A 25,723-nucleotide genomic window follows, 5' to 3' on the forward strand; every position below is an offset into this window, starting at 1 on the left:
TCGCCACGGCCACCGAGTATGGAGGAAGCGCAGGCCGCTCAAGCCCTCAAAACGCCAATTGGATATCTGATCTGCCGCACACCCTCGTCAAGCGCGGCGACGTGGTGACACCAGGTTTCATTGGGCCATCGGTATTCCACAAGACCCTGAGCCGGCCAATAGACGGAGGTGTAGAGTGTTCCAAAGCCTCGGTCATAGGCCATCGAATACAACGGCGGTTTTTGGAATGCGCCGATAAAGCGGTCCGCCGGCTCGTCATGCAGGGTCAGGCGGTGCAACAGAAACCGTTCGCGTTCCACCGTCGCCGTGGCCCGCGCATGGCGGTGCCATTCCACCTGTTCCTGATGATTGGTCGCGACACGGGAATCCGTGATGACGCATCCCCGATCCGGTGACAGATAGGCCGTCAGATGGCGTCCCTTGCGGTCGACGACGGTGACGTTATAGGCCATATGACAGGGAATGCGTTTGAGCGCCTTTACCGCCTCGGCGGTCGTCCGACAAAATTCCAAGATATAGCGAATGATCAAGGGAACGCCGAACCCTTCCCCAACAATGGTTCTGCCGCCAAACGTCAAGGAAACGGCCAAGCCCGCCTCGTTCATGCCGTCGACCATTCCGAACAGGCCATCCGACATCCCCATAACCCATTGCCGGTTCCAACGTGTGCCGAGAATGACGCCGTCGCACAATTGTGGTGGATAATCGTAGTTGCGGACCAGAAGCGGTTCCGCGCCGAGCCAGACAGCCTGAGAGCATCCCGACAAATATGGCGGCGGGCAGTAGAAGCTGAGAAACCGGGCCGCCGTATCACCACCGCCGGCGAGATCAACCAGCGCTTCATAGGTCGGCACCAATTCAGGCATGTGACTTTTCAGCGCCCGGAGGCCGGCCAGATAGGTCTGCCGCGCCTCGATCCCCTCCGACAGGAACCACCGTTCATAAGCAGGCCAGTGCCGCTGAAAAAGCGCGCGCCATTTGTCCCCGGGCTTCTTTTCCGAGACCGCTTGGAACGTCAGTAAGGTGCTTTCCGGCAGCAGAATCCCGCTTCCTTGTCAGAGAATCTTGAACGCTGGCGCCTCTGCCGCCACGGGCGGGACCGACGGCAGCGGCCGCGCTTTGTACTGCGACTTGATCCCCTTGATCCAGGCCTTGGCGCGGCGGGTCAGACGGAACTTGTCGTCCATGGCCCGACCGCGGGTGATGAGAATGCCCAGGTCGGCACCTTCGTAGCGGAAATCGCCGACGTTCTGGATGCGCAGGAAAAACGCCTCGTTCTCGTTTTCCACGGCGCGACGGTGATAGTCGAAACGGTCGTAGGTCAGGCTGCCGTCTTTGTTCAACTGCCAGATGCCGCTTTCCGGCGCCTCGGTGATGAAGTCGACATTGTCTTCCGTATGCTTGATGACCATCTGGCACCAGCCGTCAATGTTGTCGGGATCGGCCCAGCGGTTATTCAGTTCCTCGACGTCGAGATCGAACTTCACGCCCGAAAATTCCAACAGGTGGAACAGGAAGAGCGGCGCATCCGCATGGGCGAAGGCCGCATGGTTGGTCATGGAACTGGCCCCCGTGACCCGCGGATTGCATTCGCCTAGATAGATTTCGCCGTTGTCCTGGTCGATCAGGAAATCGAGTTCGAAATAGCCGCGATAGCCTTCCTTGACCAATTGGTTGCCGAAATCGAAGGTGTATTTGCGGGCCTTGTCGCGGATCTTTTTCTCGAATGCGTCGGAAAAGATCTCGTTGCCGCACCAGCCGCCGCGATAAGGCGTCAGTTCTTTGAAGCCGACCAGTTCCGTCATCAGCGGGCCGACGATGGTGCCGTTCTTGGTCGCGCAGGCCTCGATGGCCGAACCGCGACAATTGATCCGCTTCATGACCTTGATTTCGCCCTGGCCGATGATGTCATGGGCGTGCTTGTTGAAATCCTTCTCCGACTTGATGAAGAAGGTCGTATGGCCGGAATCGCCGAAGGCCGACTGCAGGACCAAATCGTTGCCGATGGGCTTGGACAGTTTCTGCAACTCGGCATAGCTCGCGATCTTGCCGAGCACGTTGGGCACGCTGGGCACGCCGGCCTTGTTGCCGATGCGCACGGTTTCGATCTTGTGGTCGATCTTTTCACGCAGCTTGGCCTTGGGGAACCAGATTTCGATGCCCAGGTCCTTGCACGCTTTTTCGACCCGTTCGTCGAACATCAGGAACACGGCCTTGGGCTTGCCGCCCTTGGATTTGATGAAGTCGATGACTTCCTTGTGTTCCAGTAGATAGGCGACGATGTCCTCGATGCTTTCGAATTCCGGATGTGCCTGCTCGGTCGGCACGAAAGTGTTCGGATGGCGGCCGTCATAGCAGTCAATGTAATTGATGTACTTGAAGTTCCGGCACCATTCATCGATGCCCAACAGGTTGAAGTTGGTCGCCGAGATGAAAAAGATCGGGTCCTCGTTGCGGTGGAAATAGCGCCGGACCTCGGAAATATTCAGAAGATGCTCTTTCGGCTTGCGCACCGCGCGCCGCTTGGCGGCGGCCTTCTTTGCCGGGGCCTTGCGCGCAGGCGCGGCCTTCTTGGCGATCTTCTTCACCGCGGCTTTCGCAACGGTTTTGGTGGCGGGCTTCTTGGCGGCACGTTTCTTGGCGGCGGCGGGCTTGCGGGTCACTGGCTTGGCGTTCATGTCGAATTGACCTCCCTCGTCGAAAGATTGTGATTGGGCGTCGGCATGCGGTTGACCGGTCGGGCGAAGATCCTTATTTCGCCTGCGCTGCCAGCGCCGCCTCAGTAAAGACGCGAAGTCCCAGGTCCGGCCGGTAGCCGTGGATTTCCTTCACGTCGAGTTTGCGCAGAAATTCGATGATTTCTTCGCTAATGACCTGTCCGGGCACCAGGATGGGAAAGCCCGGCGGATAGGGGATGATGAAGCTGGCCGAGACCACGTCGCGCCCGCTTTTCATGGCGGCGTCGAGGCTACCGTCATCAAGGCTGAGATAGTCGCAATTGGCTTCTTCATAGGCCATAAAGAAGGCCGTGCGCGTGATGCCTTCGGCGGTCGTGCCCTTGGGGTCCGGGCGGAAGGCGTCGTGGAAGCGGGAAAAGTCCGGCAACGGCGGCAATTCGTTCTTAAGCGAATTGATGCGCCGCTCGTGGACCTTGCGCTCGGGCACGTTCATGTCCTCGACCCGGTCTTCCAGTTCCCGGGCGATCTTGACCAGGACCTCGATCAGATAGGCGACCGACGACCGGGTGGTACCGATGTTGGTCATGAACAGGACCGTGTTACGCGAGGTCTTGTTGATCTGGATGCCGTACTTGTCCATCAGCACCTCGTTCTTGAAGGTGTCGCCGTCAAGACCGGTGTCGCCCACGTAGAGCGTGATGCGCGTCGCATCCAGACAGAACTCGTCGCCGTCCCAGGCTTCCCAGATGTTGTTCCAGCCGGTTTCCGGATCGTAATAGCTTTCGATCCCCGACTGGCGGTGCGCCGCCGGGATCATGTCGCCGACGGTCAGGATCTTGAAGTGCTTCGACAACAGCGGATGGGTGCGGACGCGCTGACGCAACACCATCGCCATCTCGACCTGTTTCTGGACCAGTTCAAACCCTTCCAGTTCGACCTGGCGCCTGCCGACGTCCAGGGACGCCAGGATCTGGTAGTTGGGCGAGGTCGAGGTATGGGTCATGTAGGCCTCGTGGAACGAGGCTTCGACCTTGGCGCTGAAATCCTGATCGTGGACATGGATCATCGAGCCCTGGCGCAGTGCCGTCAGGGTTTTATGGGTCGACTGGGTGGCGTAGGCGCGCACGCGCACCTGGTCCGGATCGGGATAAAGATGGCGGTCCAACAGGGCGTCGATGTCATCGGGCGCGATGGCCTCGATTTCCTTCTGCTTGGCCGCGTAAAGGGCCCGGTAGTCGTCGGAGCGGTATTTCTCGCGCAGGCGCCCGGCCGTGTGCATGGCCGTGCGGGTGCGGTAAGTCGGCCCGAAGCGGGCGAACCCGAACCAGGCTTCGTCCCACAGGAACACCAGGTCCGGCTTGATGGCCAGGCATTCCTCCATGAACCGTTCGACGTTGTAGACGATGCCGTCGAAGGTGCAGTTGGTCAGCAGCAGCATGCGCACCCGGTCGAGCTTACCGGCGGCGCGCAATTCAAGAAGCGTCTTCTTGATGACCCTGAGCGGCACCGCGCCGTACATGGAATATTCATGCAGGGGATAGCTGTCGAGGTAGATCACCTCGGCCCCCGCCAGGACCATACCGTAGTGGTGTGACTTGTGACAGTCGCGGTCGACCAGCACGATATCGCCGGGCCGCACTACGGACTGCACGACGATCTTGTTGCAGGTCGAGGTGCCGTTGGTGGCGAAAAACGTGTGCTTGGCGCCGAAGGCCCGGGCGGTCAGTTCCTGGGCCAATTTCAGCGGGCCGTGGGGTTCCAGGAGCGAGTCGAGCCCGCCCGAGGTCGTCGAGGTTTCCGCCAGGAAGATGTTCATACCGTAGAATTCGCCCATGTCCTGAATCCAATGGGATTTGACGATGGACTTACCGCGCGAGATCGGCAGGGCGTGGAACACGCCGGTCGGCTGCTTGGCGTAACTGCGCAGGGCCGTGAAAAACGGCGTCTGATAGCGTGACTCGATGCCGCGCAGGATGTTCAGATGCAATTCCATGTAGTCTTCGAGGTTATAGAACACCCGCCGGCAGGCGTCGCCGACATGGCCGGCGATGTCTTCGACGTTCTGATCAGTGACCAGGAACAGGTCCAGTTCCGGGCGGATGCGGGCGATGACGTCGGCCAGGCGGATGCCGTAGAGCTGCGGCTCCAGATCGTCCAGGTCATCGCATTTCGATTGCTTGAGATAGCGTTCCAGAACCGGCATCACCCGCTTGGAACGGGGCTGGAATCCGTAGCGGATGACCACGGACTGCAGGTTGTGATTGAGCAGGATGGCGATCAGCGCGTCTTCGAAACTGGGCACGAACACCGGCTCGTAGGTGAAGGCGTCCTCGTCGCGGCGCATGGCGACAAGGCTGTCGCGCTGCTGGCGCTGACTGGCCGGGTTGATGTCGTCAACGATCAGGACTTCGAAATAGGGCCGGCGCCGGGCGCGCTCGTCGATGGTCTCTTCGTCCTCGTCATCCGTCAGGGTGCCTTCGATCGGGGACAGGACATTGATGTGGCGACGGCGGTATTGACCGCTCATGAGCGCGCCGACGATGCCGTTGACGATCTGCGTCAGATGTTCGAACTCGTCGGCCTTGAGCAAGGCGTGGAGATGACCGAAGACATGCAGGCCTGGAAACGCCCAATAGGTTTCCAGGGGCTCCAGTTCGTCGAGAATTTTCTGGGCGGCATCCTTGTCGCCGGGGCGGGCCCGGGCGGTGGACAGGCGGTAAACGATGCTTTTCAGGCGGTTCCAGGTATCGGCACGGAATTGAGAGGCGTTGTAGTAATGGCTGATTGACTGGCGGCCCTCGATCGCGGCGGTATCCGGCATCGTTTATCCTCCTCCCTCGATTATCAGGGGTATGACACCGTTGGCGGGCGCGGGCGCGGGCGCGGCTTCATTGCTGGCCAGCGGCATGATCGCGGCCGGTGGCGGCGCATCTATCCCTGCTTTTGAGTTTTTCGGCTGCATTTCCAACGGGCCCAGGCTTTGCAGATAGGTATCGTCGAAGCCCTCGTAGCCGTAGACGGGAAATTCGTGGCGGTGATCGCGGAAACTTTTCAGCGTCTGCCCCAGGCCGCGGATGCCGACGGCACGCTGGCGGCGCACCAGCGCCAGGTCGACCTCGACGGGAATGATCTCATCCTGACCGGCCGCCTGATACAGGACGATGCCGCCCGGATCGACGACGCAGGACCGCCCGGTCCCGCCGCCCGCCAGTCCGTTGATGTCGAAGATGTAGCATTGGAACATGGCCGCCGTGGATTGGGCGATGGCCAGTTCGATGTCGCGGTCGATGGTGCCGGTCAGCACGGGGTGAAGCAGCACCTCCGCCCCCATGGCGGCCAGCTGACGCGTGGTTTCCGGGAACCAGATGTCATAACAGATGGACAGCCCGAAGCGCCCGACATCGGGCACGTCGAAGACGCAGAACTCACGGCCCGCCTCGACCCCCGCCTCGTAGGGCGTGAAGGGAAACATCTTGGCGTATTCGGCGACGACCGTACCGTTGGGATCGATCACCGGGGCCACGTTGTACAGCTTGCCGTCGGCCCGGCGCATGAATAGGGTCCCTGGCAGCAGCCAGATCTGATACTGGCGCGCCAGGTTCTTGAAGGTCTCGAGCGTAGCGTCGAGATTTTCCGGATGATTGGACGGTAAGGGCCCGAAGGCCGCCAGCTCGCTGAACACGACCATCTGCACCCAGGGGAACCGGGCTGCCACTTGATCGATCTTATGGGCCATCGCGGTCACGTTTTCATGTGTTGCCGCGATGTGCATTTGGACGCCGGCGATTGCAAAAGGCGTCATGATCTCGGGTACCCCGCTGGATAAGTGGTTATCGTTTCAAAATGCGCGAGCCGCGTCAACCGGCACCCCGTGCCGGTCATTCAGCGGCCATGGCGGCTTGCGCGATGTCGGCCAGGGACTGTTCGAGAATATCCATGCCCTCGTCGATGATGGCGTCGCTCGCCGTCAGCGGAACCAGGATGCGCAGAGTGTTGGCGAACACCCCACAGGACAGCAGGATCAATCCGTTCTCCAGCGCCTTTGCGCAAAGCGCCTTGGTGGCCTCGGCATCGGGAACATGCGTGCCTGGCGTCTTGACCAACTCGAACGCGACCATGCCGCCCAATCCCCGGATATCGCCGATGGGATGCAGATTGGCGTTCGCGCGCATACGTGTCAGGCGTGCCTTGAGGCGTTCACCCAGTTGACGCGAACGGGCGATCAGGTCTTCACCCTCGATGACGTCGAGAACGCCAAGGGCGGCGGCGCAGGAAACCGGATTGCCACCATAGGTACCGCCCAGACCGCCGGGCTCGGGCGCGTCCATGATGGCCGCCTTGCCGATCACGCCGGCCAGCGGGAAGCCACCGGCCAGGCTCTTGGCGATGGTGATCATATCGGGCTCGATGCCGGAATGCTCAATGGCAAACATATTGCCGGTCCGCGCGAAGCCGGTTTGGACCTCGTCAGCGATCAGCAGGATGCCGTGAGCGTCGCACAAGTCGCGCAGCACCTTCAGGAATTCCGGCGAAGCGATGTAAAAACCGCCCTCGCCCTGCACCGGTTCAATGATGATGGCGGCGATGCGTTCCGGTTCGACGTCCGCCTTGAACAGCCGGTTGAGCGCGGCGATGGCGTCGGCTTCCGTGACCCCGTGGTGGGGCATGGGGAACGGCAAGTGATAAATCTCGCCGGGGAATGGGCCGAAGCCCTTCTTATAAGGAAGCACCTTGCCGGTCAGGCCCATGGTCATATGGGTGCGGCCGTGGAAGCCACCGGCGAAAGCGATGACACCGGGACGACCCGTATGAGCACGGGCGATCTTGACGGCGTTTTCCACGGCTTCGGCGCCGGTGGTGACGAACAGAGTCTTCTTCGGCGTCAGGCCCGGGGCCAGTTCGTTCAGGCGCTCGGCCAGCTCGACATAGGGCTCATAGGGGATGACCTGATAGGCCGTATGGGTGAAACGCGCCATTTGGGTCTCGACGCGGCGCATGACTTCCGGGTTGCGGTGGCCGGTGTTGAGCACCGCGATGCCGCCGGCGAAATCGACGTAGCGGCGTCCTTCGACGTCCCAAAGTTCGGCGTTGTCGGCGCGGTCCGCGAAAATTGCGGTGGCCGTGGCGACGCCCCGCGGGGTCGCGGCCAGGCGGCGGGCGTTCAGGCTCTGGTTGTCGGTCATATCCGTATCTCCATGCGCCGGCGCAACGATAAGCTGCCGGATTCAATCTGGCGGGCCGCTGCGGGCTCCCCGTTTGTGGCCACGGTCACGGCCGACACTTTGGGGGATGTTGCCTCTACGGACTACACCATGTACCATGATGTTGCCAGTAATCGCAGAAAGTGTCAACATCATGGACCAAGATGTAGCCCTCGGGGTCACCATGACCATCACGCAATCGGATTTCCCCTACCTGCGCGACGCGGGACGGCTTGGCGAATATGCCGTCGTCTACCGCTGCTATCGCACCCAGGCGGGCGGCGGCTTCGGCGACCAGGACAAACATCCCTTTGCCTGGGGCGTGCTGGCCTATGTCGACGGCGCCGTGGCACGGATCTACAGCGCGCGCGGCCTGCCCCGGGAATGGACCGATCTCACGCGGCTTGAGAAATGGATGCGCGATCAGGGCTTCTGGTACTGGTGGATGCGCAACGACCTGGAACCGCTCGGCCAGAACACGGCGGAAAGCGACCCCGACGATTTCGTGCCGGCAGAGCTCCCGGAACACACCCCGCCCCTGTAGACCGGGAAGTAACCAGCAAGGCACTGAGCGTTGCTCCCTTTCCCTTACGGTTGGATCTCATCCAATCCGATGGTCACAGATGTTTCAGCCTCCCCGCTCTCACGGCCAAGGCCTAGCTGTTGCCACGCAAAGAAAACAGCACAGGGACAACCACATCCAGATAACCGCCCGGCATGTCATCGGGGAATTTGGGCAGGGGCTGGGCACGCTTGAGCATTTCCTCCGCCTCGCCATCCAGAAGCACGTGGCCCGAGCTTTTTCGGATGTCGAAGGACAGCACCCGTCCGTTGCGTGTCACCCGAAAATATAGATGCACGACACCCTGTTGACGCAGACGCCGTGCGTCCTTGGGATAGGTCTTATTACGCTCCAACCAATAACGCAGGACATTGATGTAGTCCGGCGCCGGCGTGCCGACGGGCCCGCCGCCCAGCGCATTCCGTTCATCCGCGGACTGGCCCTTGCGGCTGTCGTCTTGGCGCCCTTGGCTGGCCGAGGTTGCCCGCGATGCCTGTTGCACTCGATCCGCGGGAGCGACCGGCCGGGCCTGTTTAGCCGGCGCCGCCGACGATGTTTTGGGCGGGGTTTTCGCGGTCACTTTATCTGGCGGTGCGGATTTGACCGGTGCGGGCTTGGTTGGAGGAACCGGCAGACTTTTTGTCGGTTCCACGGCGACCGCCACCTCGGCCGTGACCGGCGGCGCCAGTTCAACAATCGGCTGAGAGACAGCCGCCACGGGTTCCGGGGGCACGGCTTGGGCTTCGGTGGGGGTCGGGGGCACGGCATCCGCCGGAGGTATCTCCCGTGGCGGGACGTCCTGCGGCGTTTTTGCCTGCTGTTGGCGCGCGTCGATTTCGGCACCCGCGCGGGCCGCGGTCAAGGTCAGGGCAATATCGACCCCACCCAGACCGGGCGCCTTGGCGCCGTCCGACGGTGCCGACAGAACCGCCACCAGAACGCCCAGATGAATGGCCAACGCGACCAGCCCCGCCGCCGTCCAATGGCCGGGTCCGGGCAGGGTCATGTGACGCGCTTCGTTCATGTCAGGGGGCCGTCAGCCGGCGTCGAAGCCCAGGCGCACGGCGTCAGGAACGGGCTCTGGAAACTGTTCCCGCCAATCGAAGGTGATGTCCTCGCGCCAGGCGAAGCGCGTCAGATGGTCCGACAGGATGTGCTGCATGACGGCGATGCCCCGGTCTTCGCCCGATCGGCAATAGAATGACAGGATAGAGCCCTCGGCGGTCATCATGCAGCGACCTGGCGGAAATTCGACGCGGGCCCGCGCGCTGTCGTAGTCGACATCGACCTTGTGGGCGAAATGCTTGCACAACTGCATGAGGTACTTGCTGGCGTTTTCCGTTTCGACGGCGGCGAAACAGGTCGGCATGGCTTATCTCCTAACGGCCGGGTGGGGGGAGGATCGGTTGCGTGGGTTCGGTTACGACGAAGGGCAGACCGCGGGAGCAGGTCTCGACCCGGCCCGCGATCCCATAGGCCTGGGACAGAATGTCGCTGGTCACCGCCTCGACCGGCGGGCCGAAAGCGAGCAGACGGCCATCACCGAACAACGCGATGAAATCACAATGGCGGATCGCCAGATTGATGTCGTGCAGCGCCATCAGGCACAGGCCCCCGTGACGCCCCAGGATCATGCGCACGGTGTCCAGCACGGTCAGCTGCCAGCGCAGGTCCAACGCGCTGGTCGGTTCATCCAGCAGCATGACCGACGGCCGGCGCACCATGACCTGGGCCAGGCCGACCATCTGACGCTGACCACCCGACATCTTGTTAAGCGCCTGGAACGCCAGCGGGCGGATGCCCAGCACATCGAACACGCGCTCCACCGCCGTGTCGATCCGGGTCTTGTCCAAGTCCGGGCGCACGGCGCGGCAGGCGCTGAGCACGGCCTCGTAGGCGACCAGGCTGGTTTCCTGCGGCAGCGCCTGGGGCAGATAGCCGACGCGTTGGGCACGGCGAAAATGGCTCATGCCGTTGAGGTTTTCACCGTTCAGCAGCACCGTTCCCGTATACGGCCCCAATCCCGCCAAGGCGCGCAGCAAGGTCGACTTGCCGACCCCGTTGGGGCCCAACACACCGACCAGTGATCCCGGCGGGATTTCCGGCAGGCTGATGTCGGTGAGAACCGGTTTCCCTGGATAGCCGACGTTGATGGCTTCGATCTTGAGGGATGCCATGATCAGCTCCGCCGCTTTTGCGAAATCAACAACGCCAGGAACAGCGGAATGCCGATCAGCGCCGTGACGATGCCGTCGGGGATCAGCACCCCGGGCACCAGGGATTTCCCAATCAGGGATGCGCCCGACAGGATCACAGCCCCGGCGAGCGCGCTGCCCGGCAGGAAGAAACGATGGTCTTCGCCCACGGCCAGGCGGGCGATATGCGGGCCGACAAGGCCGACAAAGCCGATCACGCCGGTGAACGCAACGGCGACGGCGACCATGGCGCTGACCCGCAACAACACGGTCAGACGCAGGCGGTGGACGGCGACGCCGTAGCTGCGGGCGTAATCCTCGCCGCCGCGCAGGGCCGTCATGGCCCAGACCTGGCGGATCGAGGCCGGCAGGCAGAGCGCGAACACGGCCCCGACGATGGCGACCTTTTCCCAGGTCGCGCGGGTCAGGGTGCCCATGGTCCAGAACACGATCTGTTGCAGGCTGTCACTGTCGGCGACGAATTGGATCAACTGAATCAGCGCCTGCAAAGCAAACACCAGGGCGATGCCGAACAGTATCACCGTGTCGACCGTGGCGCCGTAGACCCGGGACAGGACCTGGATCAACAGGGCCGAGACGACCGCGCCGATGAAGGCGCAGACCGGCACCACGTAGTTTTCCGGCAGCCCCAAGGGGGCCGACAGATTGAGAACGATGGCGAGCGCCGCACCCAGGGTTGCCGCGTACATCACGCCGAGGGTCTGCGGGCTGGCGAGCGGATTGTTTAGCACGGTCTGCATTTCCGCCCCGGCCAGGCCGAGACAAGCGCCGACGACCACCGCCATCAAGGCGAACGGCAGGCGGACCTCCCACAGGATCACGTACATGCCCGGCTCCAGCATGCGAGGATGCAGCAGGCCGTCGACGACCTGGGCCAGGCTGAGCCCCGCCGGGCCCGTCATCACGTTGACCACGGCGCTGATAACGAGAACCGTCGCGAGGGCCGCGAGCCAGACGGCGCGCCGCGTCACGAAGCGGCGATAGCCAGCCGCCAGGGTCCCGCCGGTAGAGGGTGCGGAGCCGTCGATCATGTCTCCCGTCTGGTTCATTTGGCGCTCTCTTCGGCCTTCAGGGACACCCAGTAGGCGCCGTCCAGCGGCACGGGCTGGAACCGTTGGAACAAGGTCTCCAGGGTCTTGCGGGGATCGAGTTTCGGGAACCGGTCCGGATGGATCCATTTGGCCATCGCCTGGACCGCCGCCACGTTCATCGGCGTGTTGTAGAAATTGTGCCAGATCGCATGGGCGCGACCCGCCTGCACGGCCTTAAGACCGCTGATCGTCCGGCGCTGTGTCGCCTGCAAAAGGGTGTCGCGCGCGGAGGTTTCGTCGGCGCTCGGCCCCAGGACGATGCGCCCGGGCTTCGGATATTTGACCCCGGCGGCGCCGATCGCCGTGCCCATGTAGATGTCGGGCTGGGCGACCAGAAGATATTCCGGGTTTAGCAACCCGTAGGCGCCGGGCACCTTGCCCTCGGCGATATTGATGCCGCCGGCCCAGTCGATGAAGCGGCCCATCATGCCTTCGTTCATGGTGGCGCAGCAGTCCTCCCGACCGCCGACGTGAATTTCGATGAACACCTTGGGCTTGTCGGTAACGCCCTTGAGGCCGTCTTCGACCCGCTTCAGTTCGGCCGCATAGAAATCATTGAATGCCTTGGCCTCGACCTCGCGGCCCATGATCCGCCCCAGGAGGTCGATGCTTTTCGGCGTATTGATCAGGGGCTCGATCCGGAAATCGACCACCACCACCGGAACGCCGGCGGCAGCCAGACGGTCGAGGATCGCCTTGTGCCGCGCCCCCGGACCATGGCCGGAACCCAGTCCGAAGATGGCGACGTCGGGTTTCACGCTGATGGATTTTTCCAGGGAAAAGGATTCGGCACTGCCGTGGCCGATCTGGGGAATATCCTTGATCCGGGGAAAGGCCTTCACGTACTGGGCGAAGCCGGCGGAATCGAAGCGCTCGAAATCACCCATCATGCCGACGATGCGGTCGGACGGATCGCTGGGGTCGAGAATTGCCAGGGTCGGGACGAACCGGCCTTCGCCCAGGATCAAGGTCTTGACGGGTACGTCCAGCGTGACCTGGCGCCCGGCCAAATCGGTCACCGTGATCGTTTCCGCGGCCTGGGCCGGGTGGGACACAAGGCCTGATATCAAAATCAGGGCCGCCGTCAGCATGGTCAGGGGTATCGGTGCGCGCATCATTCCATCGTTCCTCGTCTCGTGTTTCTGTCCGGGAGATTCTGCACCACGCGCGGACGCGCGGAACGGGCGCCGCCCCCGGCGATGCGAAGATCGTCTGGGGGCGGGCCCGCCGCGCGATAACCGACAGTCCGGTTCGGGTCAGAAATCCAATTTGGCGCTCAGCAGAAAGGTTCTCCCGGGTTCGTAATAGGGTGAGGCTTGGCTATTGTCGGCATTGGCCGATGTCGCCCGGTCGACGTAGGTATGGTCGAACAGGTTCTTGACGTCGGCGCGCAGCTTCAGATTGCCGAGTTCCATGTCGCCGATCTTTTCCGGCGTCCATTGGGCGTAGATGTTAACGACGCCATATCCGGGCGCCGGGGCCGCGCCGTTGTCGTCGTTCATCACCGCGAATTCGTTGGTGGTGCCCAGGCGCAGCCCCCATTGTGGGAACGTGTGGGCGGCTTCAAGCGTGAAGATTTCACCCATGTTGAAGCCATGATAGGACGCGCTGCCGGTCACCAGGACCTCACCGTTGGCGCGCAGGTTCTGGGACGAGAAGGTCGCGCGCAGGAAGCCGTCGCCGTAGGTGTACTTGCCCGACAGGTTGAAGCCGCGCGACAGGATGTTCAGGTTGTCCTGACGGTTGCCGCTGCCGCGATTGTGGGAGCCGTTGATGCGGGTGATGAAATAGTGGGCGTCGCCCGAGAACGGGCCGTGGTCGCCCTTGAACCCGGCCTTGTAGTTCATGGCGCGTGACGCGCTCAGGTCCGTGTAATTCCACGACGCCGTCAAGTTGTAGATCAGCGATTCACCCAGCGGAATGCCGCCCCAGGTGGTGCCGGCGCCACCGTAGGCGGTCAGACCCTGAACCACATCGTATTCCGCGTTTACGTTGCCACTGACGCCGCTTGTGCTGATATGGGTGCCGTCGACACCGTTGAACCATTGCTTGTCGAAGCGCCCGCCGAAGGACACGCGAACATCGTCGGTCATCTTCAGGCGCGCCTGGGCAAAGGCCCCGACGTTCTTGGAGATTTCGTTGTTACCAAAGGGCGCATTGGCAGGACCGAAACCGGGGCGGGACCCGAAACTGTTCTCGCCCTTGTCGCGGAAGAAGTCGACACCGACGGTGACGCTGCCGGTCCGCGCGACACCCAGGTTGGTGGTGAAGGTGTTGGCGAGTTTGCCCGAATAGCTGGACGTCTTGGAATTTACATTGTGGCTGCCGCCGATCGCCAGCCTGTCGATGTCTAGGCGGATTTCATTGTAGGAGAACACGAATTCCGGATTGATCATCTCCGTCGGCGCTTCGTCCTTGTAGGTCACGCCGAAGGCTTTGCGCTGATAGGAATGGGGGATCGGCTGCGAGCCGTTGGCCAGGCTCGCGAAATTGACCCGGTTGGGGCGGATGCCCTCATCCTGCAGGAAGCTCGAATTGAATTCGATGCGGTCACCGCCCTGGCCGGTCCAGGCAGCCTTGCCCAGGAAGGTCTTCATCTTAGGCGCGGAGCCGGCGATCTCGCGGTCGGCGCCGTCATGGTAGTTGTTGGCGTTGTCGTAAGACCCGTGGGTCATGACCTCGAAGCCCTGGGCCTGCCCGGCGAAGGTCAGGTTGGGGCTGTGCAGATCGGTGTCCGATTCATAATGGTACTTGGCGGTGCCGCCGAACAACTGGCCCGGGTCCAGAATATCGCGGGCGTCCTTGGTCTCGTAAGCGATGGAACCGCCGAGCGTGCCCGGTCCGACGTCGGCGGGCGCCACGCCCGTCTCGACACGCACGGATTTCAACAGCGACGGGTCGATCACCGCCGTGCCCATGTGGTGGAAGGTCGTGCCGACCTGACGGGCGCCGTCGATCTTTACGTTCAGGTTTGAGTCCTCGATGCCGTTGACGTAGGACTTGCGCGCCAAATCCGCACCGCCGCCGACCTTGACCCCGGCTTCGCCCTGAAACACGTCCTTGATGTCGATGGGGTTGGCCTGCTCCAACTCTTCCTGACCGATCTGATAGCCGCCCGGCGCGACTTCTGTCGCGGTCACGGAAATCGGCGCCAGCACCGTCGCGTCTTGAGCCACCGCCGGGCCGGCGGGAATCAGCAGGGCCACGGTGGCCGTGCCGCAAAGAAGAGCAGAGAGCAGAGCAGGACGGCGGGCGCCCCGGGATCGGGTGGTTGACATTGTGGTCCTCGATTGGTCGTTGCCGCTTGTATTAAGAATGCTTCTCATTATCACTAGTCGGCAGCAACGACCATCATCGTGCCGTTTCAAAAAACACATTTTCTTTGTGAAAAATCGCAATTCGGCCCCGCCCCACTAGATTTCACCATCCCGGCCGGGCGATAGGCGAGTGGAAGCACTTTGGGTCGCAATAGGTGGCGCTTTACTAATTGCGAATAATTCTTATTATTAATGCATATGCGCAATGCCGATAAATCGGGCCACCGCCCGGCCCGGGTGGGATTAGTGGGAATTGAAGCTTAAGACCATGGTCGATCGAACAATCGTGGAGGTCAGCCCCCGACGGTTCCGGCCGGTGGACACTGCGGTGACCAGCGCCGACCTGCAGGAAATGGCCGTCAATACCGATGCCGAGACGTTCCACATCTCGGCGCCCGTTCTTGCGCGCAAAGACACGGCAATCCTTGGGCGTATGAATAACGTGCGCGGCCATTCCGGCCTGTTCGTGCATGCCACGGATACGGTCGAGGCCCATGACCTGCTGGCTGAATGGGAAATGTCCCCTGCCTGCACGGTCGCGGTCATGCTCGAAGGGGACCTGGTGGTCAAGCTCGACGGGTTGGATGTCCGCCTGGGCCCGGGGGCGGGTCAGGACGGCGCGACCGGGCATATCTGGTCACTGACCCAGGTTTCCAAGATGGTTCGCCTGTCGCGCAAGGGGACGCGCGTGCGCAAGGTCATCATCACCGTGCCCTGGGACTGGATTGATCGCATCCTCGCAGACAAGGACCTGCCCAACCGCAACCTGGCCCGATTTGCAGCAACCCATCGCGGCTATGCCACGTGGCGGCCGTCCCTACGTGCGGTCGCCCTGGCCGAACAGATCATCAATCCCTCCCGCGCGCCGGCGCCGCTGGCCCGGATGTCTGTCGAAAGCCGCGCCATCGAAATCCTGCGGGAAGCGCTGGAAAGCCTTATCGCCACAGAGACCGAAGCCCCCTGTGCGGCACCCGCGACGAAGACACAGGCGAAGGCTCAGGCTGTGCGCGCCTATGTCCGCGCCCGTTATACGGAAAACCCTCCATTGAAACGGATGGCCCGGGATCTGGGGATGAGCGTCGGAACGATGCAGACCGCCTTCAAATCGGTCTATGGCCGCACCATTGCCGATTTCTGCCGGGAACTGCGCCTGGAGCACGCCCGCATCGCCATTGAACGCGAGGGCAAGAGCGTCGCCGAAGCGGCCTATGGCGCGGGATATTCTAATCCGGCCAATTTCTCAACGGCATTCAAGCGACAGTTCGGGTTAAACCCGTCCGAGGCCCGCGCAGACCGCGCCACTCCCCCCGCTCTCTGACTCCTGCCCCCCCTGCTTTCCATAGGTTTCCCCATGGATTTAAATGGCTGTGATATGTCCAAACAAAAAGCCCCCTAACCTGATGGTTTAGGGGGCTTTTTTGTTGGTTGCGGGGGCAGGATTTGAACCTGCGACCTTCAGGTTATGAGATAGCTAACGACTCTTATCACGGATTACGCCTATACCCCATGAATGGTCATATTATATTGTTTTATATATGTTTTTATCCATATTTGGATTCATCATCGACGCTCACCGCTCTTGCATTTCTCCATAAATTGCTTCCATATTGCTTCCGTTGTTTTCCATGGAAGCGAGCCCGCCATGCCCCGGATCAGCAAACGCCTTATCGACACCGCCCCGCCCAAGGACACAGATTACTTTATCTGGGATAGCGACATGCCCGGCTTCGGCCTTCGCGTCATGGCGTCCGGCAAGAAGTCCTTCATGGTCCAGTACCGCCACGGCGGGCGCACCCGTCGCGTGACCTTCGGGCGGGCGGGCGTCATGACGCCCGACGAAGCCCGCAAGGAAGCCCGTGAACTTCTGACGGCGGCGGGCAAGGGTGCCAGCCCGGCGGACGATATCCAAAAATATCGCAAGACGCCGACAGTCGCGGACATATGCGACCGGTTCATGACGGAGTACGTGCCAACCCATTGCAAGACGAGCACGGAGAAGGAATACCAGCGGGCCATGGACCTGTTCATCAAGCCCGCCATCGGCCAACGCAAGATCACGGACATTACCCGGACGGAGATTGCCAAGCTGCACCACGATTACCGGTCCAAGCCCTATCAGGCGAACCGCACCTTGGGCGTCCTCTCCGTCATGTTCAATCAGTGCGAGATTTGGGGCCTGAGGCCGGACGGCTCCAACCCCTGCCGCCATGTGAAGAAATACGCCGAGAAAAAGCGGGAACGGTTCTTGTCGGAGGAAGAGTTAAAGCGCCTCTGGGCGACCCTGGACGCTTGTGAGGCGGACGGAAGCGAAAGCGCCGCCGCCTGCAACGCCTTCCGGCTTTTGATCCTGACGGGCTGCCGTCTGGGCGAGATACAGACCTTGAAATGGGAGTTCATCAAGCCGGGCGGCATCTATCTGCCCGAGTCCAAGACCGGGGCCAAGAAGGTCTATATCGGCCAGGATGTGCAAGAACTCCTAAAGGGCATCACGCCGGAAGAGGATAACCCCTACGTCATTCCCGGCACCGTCGAAGGTCATTATCTGACGGACCTGCAAAAGCCCTGGCGGCGCATCCGCAAGAAAGCGAAGCTGCCGGACGTTCGTATTCATGACCTCCGGCACTCCTTCGCGTCCTTCGGCCTCGCAAGCGGCCTTTCGCTGGCCGAGATTGGAAAGCTGTTAGGCCATTCCCAGGTTCAGACCACCGCCCGCTATGCCCACCTTGCGGAGAAGGTTGCGGAAGAAGCGGCCAACAAGACCAGCGGCGGGATCATGGCCCACCTAAACGGGACAAAGGCCTAACCCCGTCTGACAAAAGCGACAATAGCGCCATTAGGTTCTGTCAGACGTTAACGACCGGGTTAACTTCATAGTCCACCCGCTGCCGCCCCTTCGTCCCGCCGGTCCGGCTTGGGGCCGGTCGCAGCCATTCCGCCTCCACCAGAACGTCCACGGCATCCCTTAAGGCGTCGCGGTCCTTAAGGGCCGGAATGCCGCCAGCCCGTTGCAGATCACGAAGGTTGATCCTGTCCGGCTTGGCCCGCTGCAACCACTTTGCCAGCGTCGCCGCGTCACGGTCGGCAGGCGACAAGGCCGCATCGCCGTATGCGCGTTCGGCCATCGGCTTGAAGTAGTCATCGATCATCATGATCGCCGCTTGGACCGCTTCCTCGCCGACCTGACGCAACGGAGCGAACTCCAAGGCGTCCCGCAAACCTTGCAGCGTTGCAGCCAGCCTTAAGCTGATACCGGGTAGTTTACCCCACCAACTCGCAAGCGGGCCTTCCGGCTCGCCATCCCTCTGTGCAATCCACCATATCTCGAACCGGGCTGCGGCTTCGTCCGTCAGGCTGACGACGCGAGGAACCGGATTGCCATGGGCGTCTGACGCCATTTCGAGTCCATGGAGCGCCTTAAGGGCATTTCGAGCCTCTGCCCCCTGTGGAATCCCTTTAGGCCGCGCCAGGGGCGCAGGATCAGGCCAGACGAACAGAAAGCGGGCCGTCAATCCGTCGTCCGCTCCCTTAAGCAAGGTCGAGTTCAATCGGTCCGGTTGAATACCACCCAGAACGGCGACAGAGAGATGGGGAATGGTCAATGGCTCGCCCGTCTTCACCCGGTCAACGACGAAGCTTCGGCCATTCCAGGCTTCCAGCCACAATGCGCGGTCACCGCCCTCGCCTCCGGAGTAACGGTTGAAGCCCCCGAGCCAACCCGCCAGTTCATCACGCAGCATTAAGATGCCCTTGGGCTGATGGACCAGCACATTCATGATTGCTTCCGTCGTCGCATCGCCGATGCGGATGCGAGGCCGCTCGGGCCTTAAGGGCTCCCGTGCCGCGTCCGGCATCGCCGGCGGCGGTGTCCCGTTCTTCACCGATGCCTTAAGGGCATGTTCCCATTCTTCGCGGGCGAACTTGGCGGCGAGCGCCGCCGCGTCATATTCGGCCTTGCGGTCTTTAAAGGCCTCCGCCTTCTCCGCGTCCAGTTCGCCGATGATATCCATGACAGGTTCCATGGCCGGGCTCTTGCCGCTAGACGGTGAACCGACCAGCGCCGCCCAAAGATGGGCGGGTTCTTGCCATCCGTCCCACGGGCTGACGCGGACCGCGTTGCCGATCAGCGCCGAGGCCGTGACCAGCAAGGTCATGCCTACGTAATCCGCAGGTGCCGACTTGCCCTCGGCTTGGCGCGAGATCCATTCGGACCAATAGGAACCGAACAGGGAGGCCGGGAACGCGGGCGGTCGCCGCCGGGGATTGAGAACCGACATATCGGGCTCCCCCCATTCCCCCGTATCGGGGAAGAGTTCGATGGCCCGGCGTTCCATCCCCTTAAGCTTAAGGGGATGGGGGCCGTCGTCGTTGGCTGGTTCTTTAAAAGGCCCGTCGCCTTTAAAAGCATCCGACCCCTTAAGGGAACAATCCCCTTTAAAGGGATCGTTCCCTTTAAAGGTTTCCGCGTTGGCCGCCCCTTTAGCTTTAGCTAAGGCGTCGGTGCCGGTCGCGTGACGTAACAGACATCGAAGTTCATCCAACCCCCAGCCCCCGGCGATGGCGTCCGCCGCGTCCCAGCCCTTACGTAACGTATACGTAGGGGTCGCGCTGCCCGTTACGTTACGTAGGAACGTTTCCGAGATGGGCAGGATCGAGACCGGGGCCGTCCCCGTTACGTTAAGGCATTCGGCGAGCTGCTCCGCGAACTTGAAGCCGGGCGCGTCGAAATCCGGCCAAACGATGACCGCGCGCCCCTTAAGGAGCGACAGGTCGGCGCGGGCGACACCGTTGCAGCCGCCGAACACCGTTGACGCCAGAATGCCGAGGTCGTTGAGCGCGTCGGCGCACTTTTCACCCTCGACCATGACGACGGGCGGCGGATCATCTTCCGCCGCCGTCGCCCGGATCAGGTCGAGCCTGTAAAGGGGCCGGACCACCGGGCCGCACCAGCCCGACCGTTCAAGGTCGTAGGGCCGGAAGGTCTTGCGGGGCCTATCGTCGCTATTGTCGCTTTTGTCATAGCGGTAGACGACGCAGACGCCCTTCCCCTCTTCGTCCACGTACACGTAACGGGCATCGGGCTTACCGAGTTTGGGAAAGCCCTCGGGGGCCGCCGCCGGAACCGGCAAGCGGGGGTAGCCGGTCCCGGTATTGTCATAGGCCCGATCAGTCATGGCGCACCCCCAGGTAGTCGGCGAGCCGCCGCGCCGCTTCGGCCTGGCTGATATCGGCAAGGTAGGCCGCGAGACTAATCACGTCCCCGCCCCGGTCGCCCGTGGCGAAGTCGGCCCATTTGCCGGTCCGCAGGTTGATCTTGAAGGAGCCCGGATGGCGGTCGAACCGCGTCGGGTTGCGGGCGACCCATTCCCCCGACACGAGACGGCCATCGCAGACCCAGTTGGTCAGGAGATCGGGCAGGCGCCGCAGCGCCGCCCGGTTCACCTTCTTGAAGTTGATCCGCTTAGTTGTCATTGGCCGCCTCCGTCGTCGAAGCAACCAAGAGGCTTTCCGCCCATTCGATCAGGTCACGACGACGGTAACGGACGGACCGGCCCGAAACCTTGATGAACTTCGGCCCGCCGCCCCGGAGACGCCAGTTCTGCAAGGCGCGGACTGTGTAGCCGATGAAGCGTGCAGCTTCATCTTCGGCGATCATGCGGTCCAGGTAATCCGGATCGCGGGCGAGGGTTTGCGTTATGTATTCGAATTTGACCATCGGTCATCCTTCCATTTGCGAAGGAGGACGCTCGATCATCATGACCCCGGCCCGCCTTCGCTAAGTTGCGACGGGGGCAATTCGGTCATGTTCCAGGGGAACGAAAAATTCTGCACGGTTGACGATAATTGCAGCGGGCAAAGTGCGGCAATTACAGCGGCGGAATTGTGGGGTTTTTGAAGAAATGCAGGAAATCGCAACGGCCACACTCCACAAGTGCGACAATTAGCTCTTCTTCCTTGGTTTACCGCTTTTTGTCCACGAATCGGGCGCTTCCTTGTCCCACACCCGCTGAAACGCGCGGCCAGATAGGCCGGGAAACTCTCTCATGGCATCACGCTTCATCTTGTCTCTTGATGCGGGCTTTGGTCCGGCCTTCGCGAGCTTTCGGAAGTGGAGCGTGTATCGTTGTTGGGGCGTCAGTTGATCCACATTTGCCCCCTCCACCACAGGCAGTTGCCCCGCGAGCCAATCCTCAAACTCAACACAATTGATCTTGGCAGCGTCTACGGGTCGAGCAGACTTGTCCTTCGGCCAGAAGATCAGGGACAGAGACCAGTTCCATCCGAAACCGTCTGGCATCTCAATCCAAAGACGGGGTTCTATCCTGGAGGAATTGGCCCCGAAGACGTAGAGCTCCCCTTCGCGAAAAGCCCGCAAGAGCTCCGCTTCCGTCCGCTCAAAACGCTCCCAGCGGGCGTGATCTTCGTCCTCGAACTTTCTCACCATGCCGACTTCATTCAGACAGGTGAAAAGTTCTTGCTGCCGCCGTTCGAGCGCCAGCAGGTCAGAATTGATGCGGTCCAGGGCGTCCTTGCTGACCGCTTTACGGCGTTCGGCATTCTTCGCTTGGAGCAAGCGGTTGAGTTCGGTCATCTCTGATTCAAATGGAGCCCGGTCCTGCCGGATCACCTCAGGGTCTTGGACCTTGCGGGCCTCGATTTCCTGGCCACTCCATTGCTGGGCAAACAAACGCTGCCCTAGGGCAGTAAAGGAGTCCGATAGCGAATAATCCCTCTGCTGCTTGGCTCCCAAAATAATCCCCCTGCCCAAAACAGAATCTATAATCCTTTATATCTACTTTGGAATCGAAAGCGAGCATACCCAGCGACAACATAGACCGTCGGCTGATAACCCTTTGCCATACCGGCTTTAACGTCTTCGCCCTCTATCATCCACTTTGCGATCAAAGTTCAGAAACGCGGCCCTATAGACCTATACGACCGTAGGCGCTCTACAACTTGCCAGTTACCCGGCACAACAGGAGAGCTTGCTCACATCCTTGTTGAAAGTCTGTGCAGCCAACTTCAGCCCTTCGACAGTGGTGAGATACGGGAAGATTGTTTCGCCGAGCGCCTTGGCTGTCATGCCAAACTTTATCGCCATGCTTAATGTCTGGATGCTGTCCGCACCTTCGGGGGCGAGAATTTGGCCACCAAGTAAGCGGTCGGTCCCGGCATCCGCCACCAGCTTGATCAGACCGCGAGTGTCGCGGGCCGCCAGTGCGCGCGGCACGGCATCAAGCGGCACAACCGATATCTTGACCTCATGGCCAGCGGTTTTCGCCGCGGCTTCCGTGAGGCCTACGCCCGCCACATGAGGGTCGGTGAACACCACCCAGGGCATTGCGCTGTTGTCATAGGTTCGGCTATCGCCATTGAGTGCGTTGAGAGCCGCCAGCTTTGCACCGTAAGCCGCCATATAGACGAATTGGTCGCGGTCAGTCACGTCACCCACCGCGTAGACGTGTGGCTTGGACGTGCGCATATGGTCATCGACGACAATGGCGCCGCGCTGGTTCTGCTCAATGCCCGCATCAGGGAGGCCTAGCGTCTCGGTATTGGGTGTACGCCCCGTTGCGACCAACAGACGCGTTGCTTTCAGCTCTATGAGCGAACCACCTTCCTCGACGCAAACGGTGATGCCGGTCTCGTCCTCGTGGCAAGCATCATAGGCGATACCACAATGAAGGATAATGCCCTCGGAGCGGAATGCATCCGCCAAGGCGTCAGAGATTTCCGGCTCGACCTGGGGAAGTAACCGTGTGCGGCAAATCACCGTCACTAAGACACCCATGCGTGCCATCATCTGGGCAAGCTCGGCTCCGATATAGCCGCCGCCGATGACAATCAAGCTCTCAGGTAGCTCTTTCAGTTCCAGCAGCGTCGTACTGGTAAGGTAGTTCACCTTGTCGATGCCGGGGATAGGCGGCACGGAGGGACGTCCACCTGTGGCGATGATGGTCTCGCCAGCCTCAATGGCCCCGCCATCCACGACCACGCTCGCACCATTCAGTCGTGCAGCCCCCTCCAAATAGGTGATGTTGTTATACTCGGGCAGGAGGTCCGCATACTTCTTCTGCCGCAGCGTGGAGACAAGTTCGTCTTTAGCGGCGAGCAGGCGTCGCCAGTCGTCAACCCGCGCGTCGCCCGAGAGGCCTGGAAAACGTTCTGCTGCCCGTGCGCCATGCAGCGCCTCAGCCGCCCGGATCATGGTCTTGGAAGGAACACAGCCGACATTAACGCAGGTGCCGCCGATAGTGCCGTGGCCGATCAGTGCCACGTTGGCGCCTTGTTCAGCCGCTGTGATGGCTGCAGAGAACCCCGCAGACCCTGCGCCAATGACCGCAAGATCGTAAGTTGAACCATTCTTTAGATTGGGAGGGCAGCAGGTTGACATATCAGGTTCCTTTATCGTTCGTTCGAATGTTTGGAATCGCAGCAGGTCGCCGCACGGTTCCGCCGCCACAGGCCGTAGACCGTCAGGCCGAGAAAAATGGCGAGCGCAGGCAGCAGCACGTAGTCCAGTCCGCCCACCCAGGCCGACAGGCCGAGCGCGCCGAGTGCAATGACAAGTATGGGTGTCGCACAGCAGATCGCAGCGATGACCGCACCGATTATTCCTGTCTTGAGGATTACCGTGTCATTCATTTTTATTTCTCCCTGTGATGGAATTAGGACGCCACCAACAGATCGCCATACCGAAATTGGTTTCGCGCCAGCGCCAGTTCATGGGCGTCTGAAAGGGATACCCGAGCAACCTCGGGCTTATCGGCCACCCAATCCAGGAACGCCGCTTCGTCGGCGAAGAAGTTGACGTGATTGCAGAAGACACCGCGCAGGTTCGCACATCTGGCTTCCTTGTCTGGCGTAACGATGGACATCACGGGATTTTGCGGATTCGCGTGGGTAACGGCTTCAGGGGTGAGAGAGATTTCGATCTTCCGGCGCGTCACTGGACACCGCGTGATCAAAGTCGCTGACTTGCCGAGGATTTGCGGCAGGAACAAACCGTCGAAGACGCACCAAGTATGAAGTGTGAGATCGCCGACCTGGAAAACATGGTTGGCGGGGTGAAGGCTCAGTCCGCCCGCAGCGGTGACCGCACCACTCGCATCCCGTTCAATCGTCGCGGCGGGAATTTCAGCGACCAAAGCCTCAGCTTCTGCCAAGGACAGGGCGAGGCTCGCCGAAAGGCCGGCTAGGGTGGCGGGATGCCCGTTCCCGAGTTGCCTGTATATCGCCAAGGTCAGTGGCGCCAGTTCAGGTTTGTCGGCCAAAAAGTGGGCCTCACGTAGGTACTGCCCAAGGTCTTTCCGAACGGCGCATGTGGAATATTCCCCCGTCATCAAGGTGATTCCACGTTCGCAGCAGTGATGCCGGACATGAGGATCGGAGCCGCCATCATCGCTCTCAGCCTTTGACCGACGCCGGGTAGCCCGCATTGGTGGAGGCTGCGGCGATGTCATCGGGAGACGTAATTGATGGGTCGAAAGTCACGATTGCCGTCTTGGCGTCAAAATCGATCGCCACCGATTTCACCCCGGCAACACCTTCCATTGCCTTCTTCACGGTGACCGGACAAAGCGCGCAGGTCATGTTCTCAATATTAAAGGTGGTCGTCTGATTGGCAGCAACTTGAACGGCAATGGGCTGCGCGGCGACGGATGTAATGACACTTCCGGTCGTCCAACCGAGTCCACCGATGATCAATAGCGCCACCGCCAGGATCGCAGATCGTTTCATGTGGGATACTCCTATGCTTGAGGTCAGTAGAATAATGGTGCCCACCAGCTGATTGTCAGCGCGAGCAAGACCACGACTGTCGAAACCCAGAGCGCAACCTTGGTGATGATGGCCGATTGCGGTTTGCCGCAATAATTACCGTCGTGACAGGAAGGTCTCTCTTTGAAGTAGACCTGCCGAAAACCGAGGCCGATAAAAACGAGCGCGACACCTGCGAACAAAGGCTTGTACGGCTCGAGCGCGGTCAAGTTGCCGACCCATGCACCAGAGATGCCCAGCATTACGAACGTTAGCGGCACAATGCAGCAGGTCGAGGCAAGGATAGCCCCGATTACGCCGCCCGATGCGAAAACGGTCCGCTTCCGGTCTCCCGCTGCTCCCTGGCCCTGCAAAATTTCAGTATCTGATTCTGTTGTGCTCATCCGTATCCATCCTCGCTTTCGTTCGGGAGTTAAGATACGGTCTGTAGTAACTACAGACTCAAGAAGGTTTTTTCGTCATGAACAATCTCGTTTCTGAGAAGAGGCTAAAGCGCTCTGAACTTGCGCTGCGAACAGGCTGCAATCTGGAGACCATCCGCTACTACGAGAAGATCGGCATGATGCCCGAGCCACCGCGCACGGCCTCGGGATATCGCATCTATGACGATACTCATGTTGCGCGCCTGCGCTTCATTCTACGCGGTCGTGAACTCGGTTTTTCAATCGAGGAGCTACGTGGTCTTTTAAGCCTCGTTGACCGTGGCACCCAGACCTGTGCCGAGGTGAAGGCGTTGACTGAACGACATCTTGCGAACGTAAGGACCAAGATCGCAGACCTCAGGCGCATAGAAAAAGTGCTCGCCGATACGGCGGCACGGTGCTCCGGTGAAGAGGTGCCGGAATGCCCGGTATTGGAGACATTGGCATCATGATGGGCAC

Annotated in this window: 25 protein-coding genes (1 of these 25 cut by a window edge); 5 read left to right on the plus strand and 20 right to left on the minus strand. The window is 61.2% G+C overall.

The window, feature by feature from the left end; genetic code table 11:
• Positions 1-38 precede the first annotated feature (38 nt).
• The 5 genes from KFF05_14600 to gabT form a co-directional block, all read right to left on the minus strand.
• Positions 39-1,019, minus strand: a complete 981-nt coding sequence (locus KFF05_14600) for a hypothetical protein (protein UTW53732.1) — start codon at positions 1,017-1,019, stop codon at positions 39-41.
• A 36-nt stretch (positions 1,020-1,055) separates the two neighbouring features.
• Entirely contained in the window at positions 1,056-2,678 is a 1,623-nt protein-coding gene (locus KFF05_14605) for a biotin carboxylase (GenBank protein UTW51139.1), read from the minus strand.
• Positions 2,679-2,751: 73 nt separating this feature from the next.
• On the minus strand, positions 2,752-5,499 hold the full coding sequence (locus tag KFF05_14610; protein UTW51140.1) for an aminotransferase class I/II-fold pyridoxal phosphate-dependent enzyme: 2,748 nt from the start codon (positions 5,497-5,499) through the stop codon (positions 2,752-2,754).
• A 3-nt stretch (positions 5,500-5,502) separates the two neighbouring features.
• Positions 5,503-6,480, minus strand: coding sequence for a carbon-nitrogen hydrolase family protein (locus KFF05_14615; GenBank protein UTW51141.1), 978 nt, complete (start codon positions 6,478-6,480; stop codon positions 5,503-5,505).
• Between the two features lie 76 nt (positions 6,481-6,556).
• Entirely contained in the window at positions 6,557-7,861 is a 1,305-nt protein-coding gene (gene gabT / locus KFF05_14620) for a 4-aminobutyrate--2-oxoglutarate transaminase (protein UTW51142.1), read from the minus strand.
• 172 nt (positions 7,862-8,033) lie between these two features.
• On the opposite strand from gabT, the gene KFF05_14625 reads away from it, so the two are divergent.
• Positions 8,034-8,423, plus strand: a complete 390-nt coding sequence (locus KFF05_14625; protein ID UTW51143.1) for a hypothetical protein — start codon at positions 8,034-8,036, stop codon at positions 8,421-8,423.
• Positions 8,424-8,535: 112 nt separating this feature from the next.
• On the opposite strand, the gene KFF05_14630 is transcribed toward KFF05_14625, so the two are convergent.
• The 6 genes from KFF05_14630 to KFF05_14655 form a co-directional block, all read right to left on the minus strand.
• Positions 8,536-9,447: an energy transducer TonB gene (locus KFF05_14630; GenBank protein UTW51144.1), complete on the minus strand. Its 912-nt coding sequence runs from the start codon at positions 9,445-9,447 to the stop codon at positions 8,536-8,538.
• Positions 9,448-9,477: 30 nt separating this feature from the next.
• The gene (locus tag KFF05_14635) at positions 9,478-9,810 is read right to left on the minus strand and encodes a DUF2218 domain-containing protein (GenBank protein ID UTW51145.1); all 333 of its coding nucleotides are present in this window, start codon (positions 9,808-9,810) and stop codon (positions 9,478-9,480) included.
• 10 nt (positions 9,811-9,820) lie between these two features.
• Complete coding sequence (locus tag KFF05_14640) at positions 9,821-10,618, minus strand: ABC transporter ATP-binding protein (protein UTW51146.1); 798 nt, start codon at positions 10,616-10,618, stop codon at positions 9,821-9,823.
• A 2-nt stretch (positions 10,619-10,620) separates the two neighbouring features.
• The gene (locus KFF05_14645) at positions 10,621-11,706 is read right to left on the minus strand and encodes an iron ABC transporter permease (protein UTW51147.1); all 1,086 of its coding nucleotides are present in this window, start codon (positions 11,704-11,706) and stop codon (positions 10,621-10,623) included.
• Complete coding sequence (locus tag KFF05_14650; GenBank protein UTW53733.1) at positions 11,703-12,839, minus strand: ABC transporter substrate-binding protein; 1,137 nt, start codon at positions 12,837-12,839, stop codon at positions 11,703-11,705. The genes KFF05_14645 and KFF05_14650 overlap by 4 nt, the downstream gene beginning before the upstream one ends.
• 165 nt (positions 12,840-13,004) lie before the next feature.
• Positions 13,005-15,026 (minus strand): TonB-dependent receptor, encoded by a 2,022-nt coding sequence (locus KFF05_14655; protein ID UTW51148.1) that lies wholly within the window; start codon positions 15,024-15,026, stop codon positions 13,005-13,007.
• A gap of 307 nt (positions 15,027-15,333) precedes the next feature.
• Here KFF05_14655 and KFF05_14660 point away from each other — a divergent pair, with 307 nt between their 5' ends.
• Positions 15,334-16,383 carry a helix-turn-helix transcriptional regulator gene (locus tag KFF05_14660; GenBank protein UTW51149.1) on the plus strand — a complete coding sequence of 350 codons (1,050 nt, stop codon included), beginning with the start codon at positions 15,334-15,336 and terminating at the stop codon, positions 16,381-16,383.
• A gap of 324 nt (positions 16,384-16,707) precedes the next feature.
• Positions 16,708-17,868: a tyrosine-type recombinase/integrase gene (locus KFF05_14665; GenBank protein UTW51150.1), complete on the plus strand. Its 1,161-nt coding sequence runs from the start codon at positions 16,708-16,710 to the stop codon at positions 17,866-17,868.
• A gap of 40 nt (positions 17,869-17,908) precedes the next feature.
• Here the strand turns inward: KFF05_14665 and KFF05_14670 are convergent, their stop codons facing one another.
• The 9 genes from KFF05_14670 to KFF05_14710 all read right to left on the minus strand — a co-directional run bounded on the left by KFF05_14670 (position 17,909) and on the right by KFF05_14710 (position 25,225).
• Positions 17,909-19,927 carry a DUF3987 domain-containing protein gene (locus KFF05_14670; protein UTW51151.1) on the minus strand — a complete coding sequence of 673 codons (2,019 nt, stop codon included), beginning with the start codon at positions 19,925-19,927 and terminating at the stop codon, positions 17,909-17,911.
• Positions 19,928-20,228: 301 nt separating this feature from the next.
• Positions 20,229-20,534, minus strand: a complete 306-nt coding sequence (locus tag KFF05_14675) for a hypothetical protein (GenBank protein ID UTW51152.1) — start codon at positions 20,532-20,534, stop codon at positions 20,229-20,231.
• Complete coding sequence (locus tag KFF05_14680) at positions 20,524-20,718, minus strand: helix-turn-helix domain-containing protein (protein ID UTW53734.1); 195 nt, start codon at positions 20,716-20,718, stop codon at positions 20,524-20,526. The genes KFF05_14675 and KFF05_14680 overlap by 11 nt, the downstream gene beginning before the upstream one ends.
• A 285-nt stretch (positions 20,719-21,003) precedes the next feature.
• Positions 21,004-21,813 (minus strand): hypothetical protein, encoded by an 810-nt coding sequence (locus KFF05_14685; GenBank protein ID UTW51153.1) that lies wholly within the window; start codon positions 21,811-21,813, stop codon positions 21,004-21,006.
• Between the two features lie 213 nt (positions 21,814-22,026).
• Positions 22,027-23,457 carry a mercury(II) reductase gene (gene merA / locus KFF05_14690; protein ID UTW51154.1) on the minus strand — a complete coding sequence of 477 codons (1,431 nt, stop codon included), beginning with the start codon at positions 23,455-23,457 and terminating at the stop codon, positions 22,027-22,029.
• Between the two features lie 11 nt (positions 23,458-23,468).
• Positions 23,469-23,708, minus strand: a complete 240-nt coding sequence (merF, locus tag KFF05_14695) for a mercury resistance system transport protein MerF (protein UTW51155.1) — start codon at positions 23,706-23,708, stop codon at positions 23,469-23,471.
• A gap of 23 nt (positions 23,709-23,731) precedes the next feature.
• Positions 23,732-24,337, minus strand: coding sequence for a hypothetical protein (locus KFF05_14700; GenBank protein UTW51156.1), 606 nt, complete (start codon positions 24,335-24,337; stop codon positions 23,732-23,734).
• Positions 24,338-24,470: 133 nt separating this feature from the next.
• On the minus strand, positions 24,471-24,803 hold the full coding sequence (locus KFF05_14705) for a heavy-metal-associated domain-containing protein (GenBank protein UTW51157.1): 333 nt from the start codon (positions 24,801-24,803) through the stop codon (positions 24,471-24,473).
• 23 nt (positions 24,804-24,826) lie between these two features.
• Entirely contained in the window at positions 24,827-25,225 is a 399-nt protein-coding gene (locus tag KFF05_14710) for a mercury transporter MerT (protein ID UTW51158.1), read from the minus strand.
• 77 nt (positions 25,226-25,302) lie between these two features.
• Here KFF05_14710 and KFF05_14715 point away from each other — a divergent pair, with 77 nt between their 5' ends.
• Both KFF05_14715 and KFF05_14720 read left to right on the plus strand, forming a co-directional pair.
• Positions 25,303-25,716, plus strand: a complete 414-nt coding sequence (locus KFF05_14715) for a helix-turn-helix domain-containing protein (GenBank protein UTW51159.1) — start codon at positions 25,303-25,305, stop codon at positions 25,714-25,716.
• On the plus strand, positions 25,716-25,723 hold the beginning of the coding sequence (locus KFF05_14720) for a YnfA family protein (GenBank protein ID UTW53735.1). 319 nt of this gene lie beyond the right edge of the window; 8 of the gene's 327 nt are visible here — the first part of the coding sequence; it begins with the start codon at positions 25,716-25,718; its stop codon lies beyond the right edge, outside the window. Before KFF05_14715 ends, KFF05_14720 begins: the two co-directional genes overlap by 1 nt.

Source organism: bacterium SCSIO 12827 (assembly GCA_024397995.1).
GTDB lineage: Bacteria > Pseudomonadota > Alphaproteobacteria > Rhodospirillales > Casp-alpha2 > UBA1479.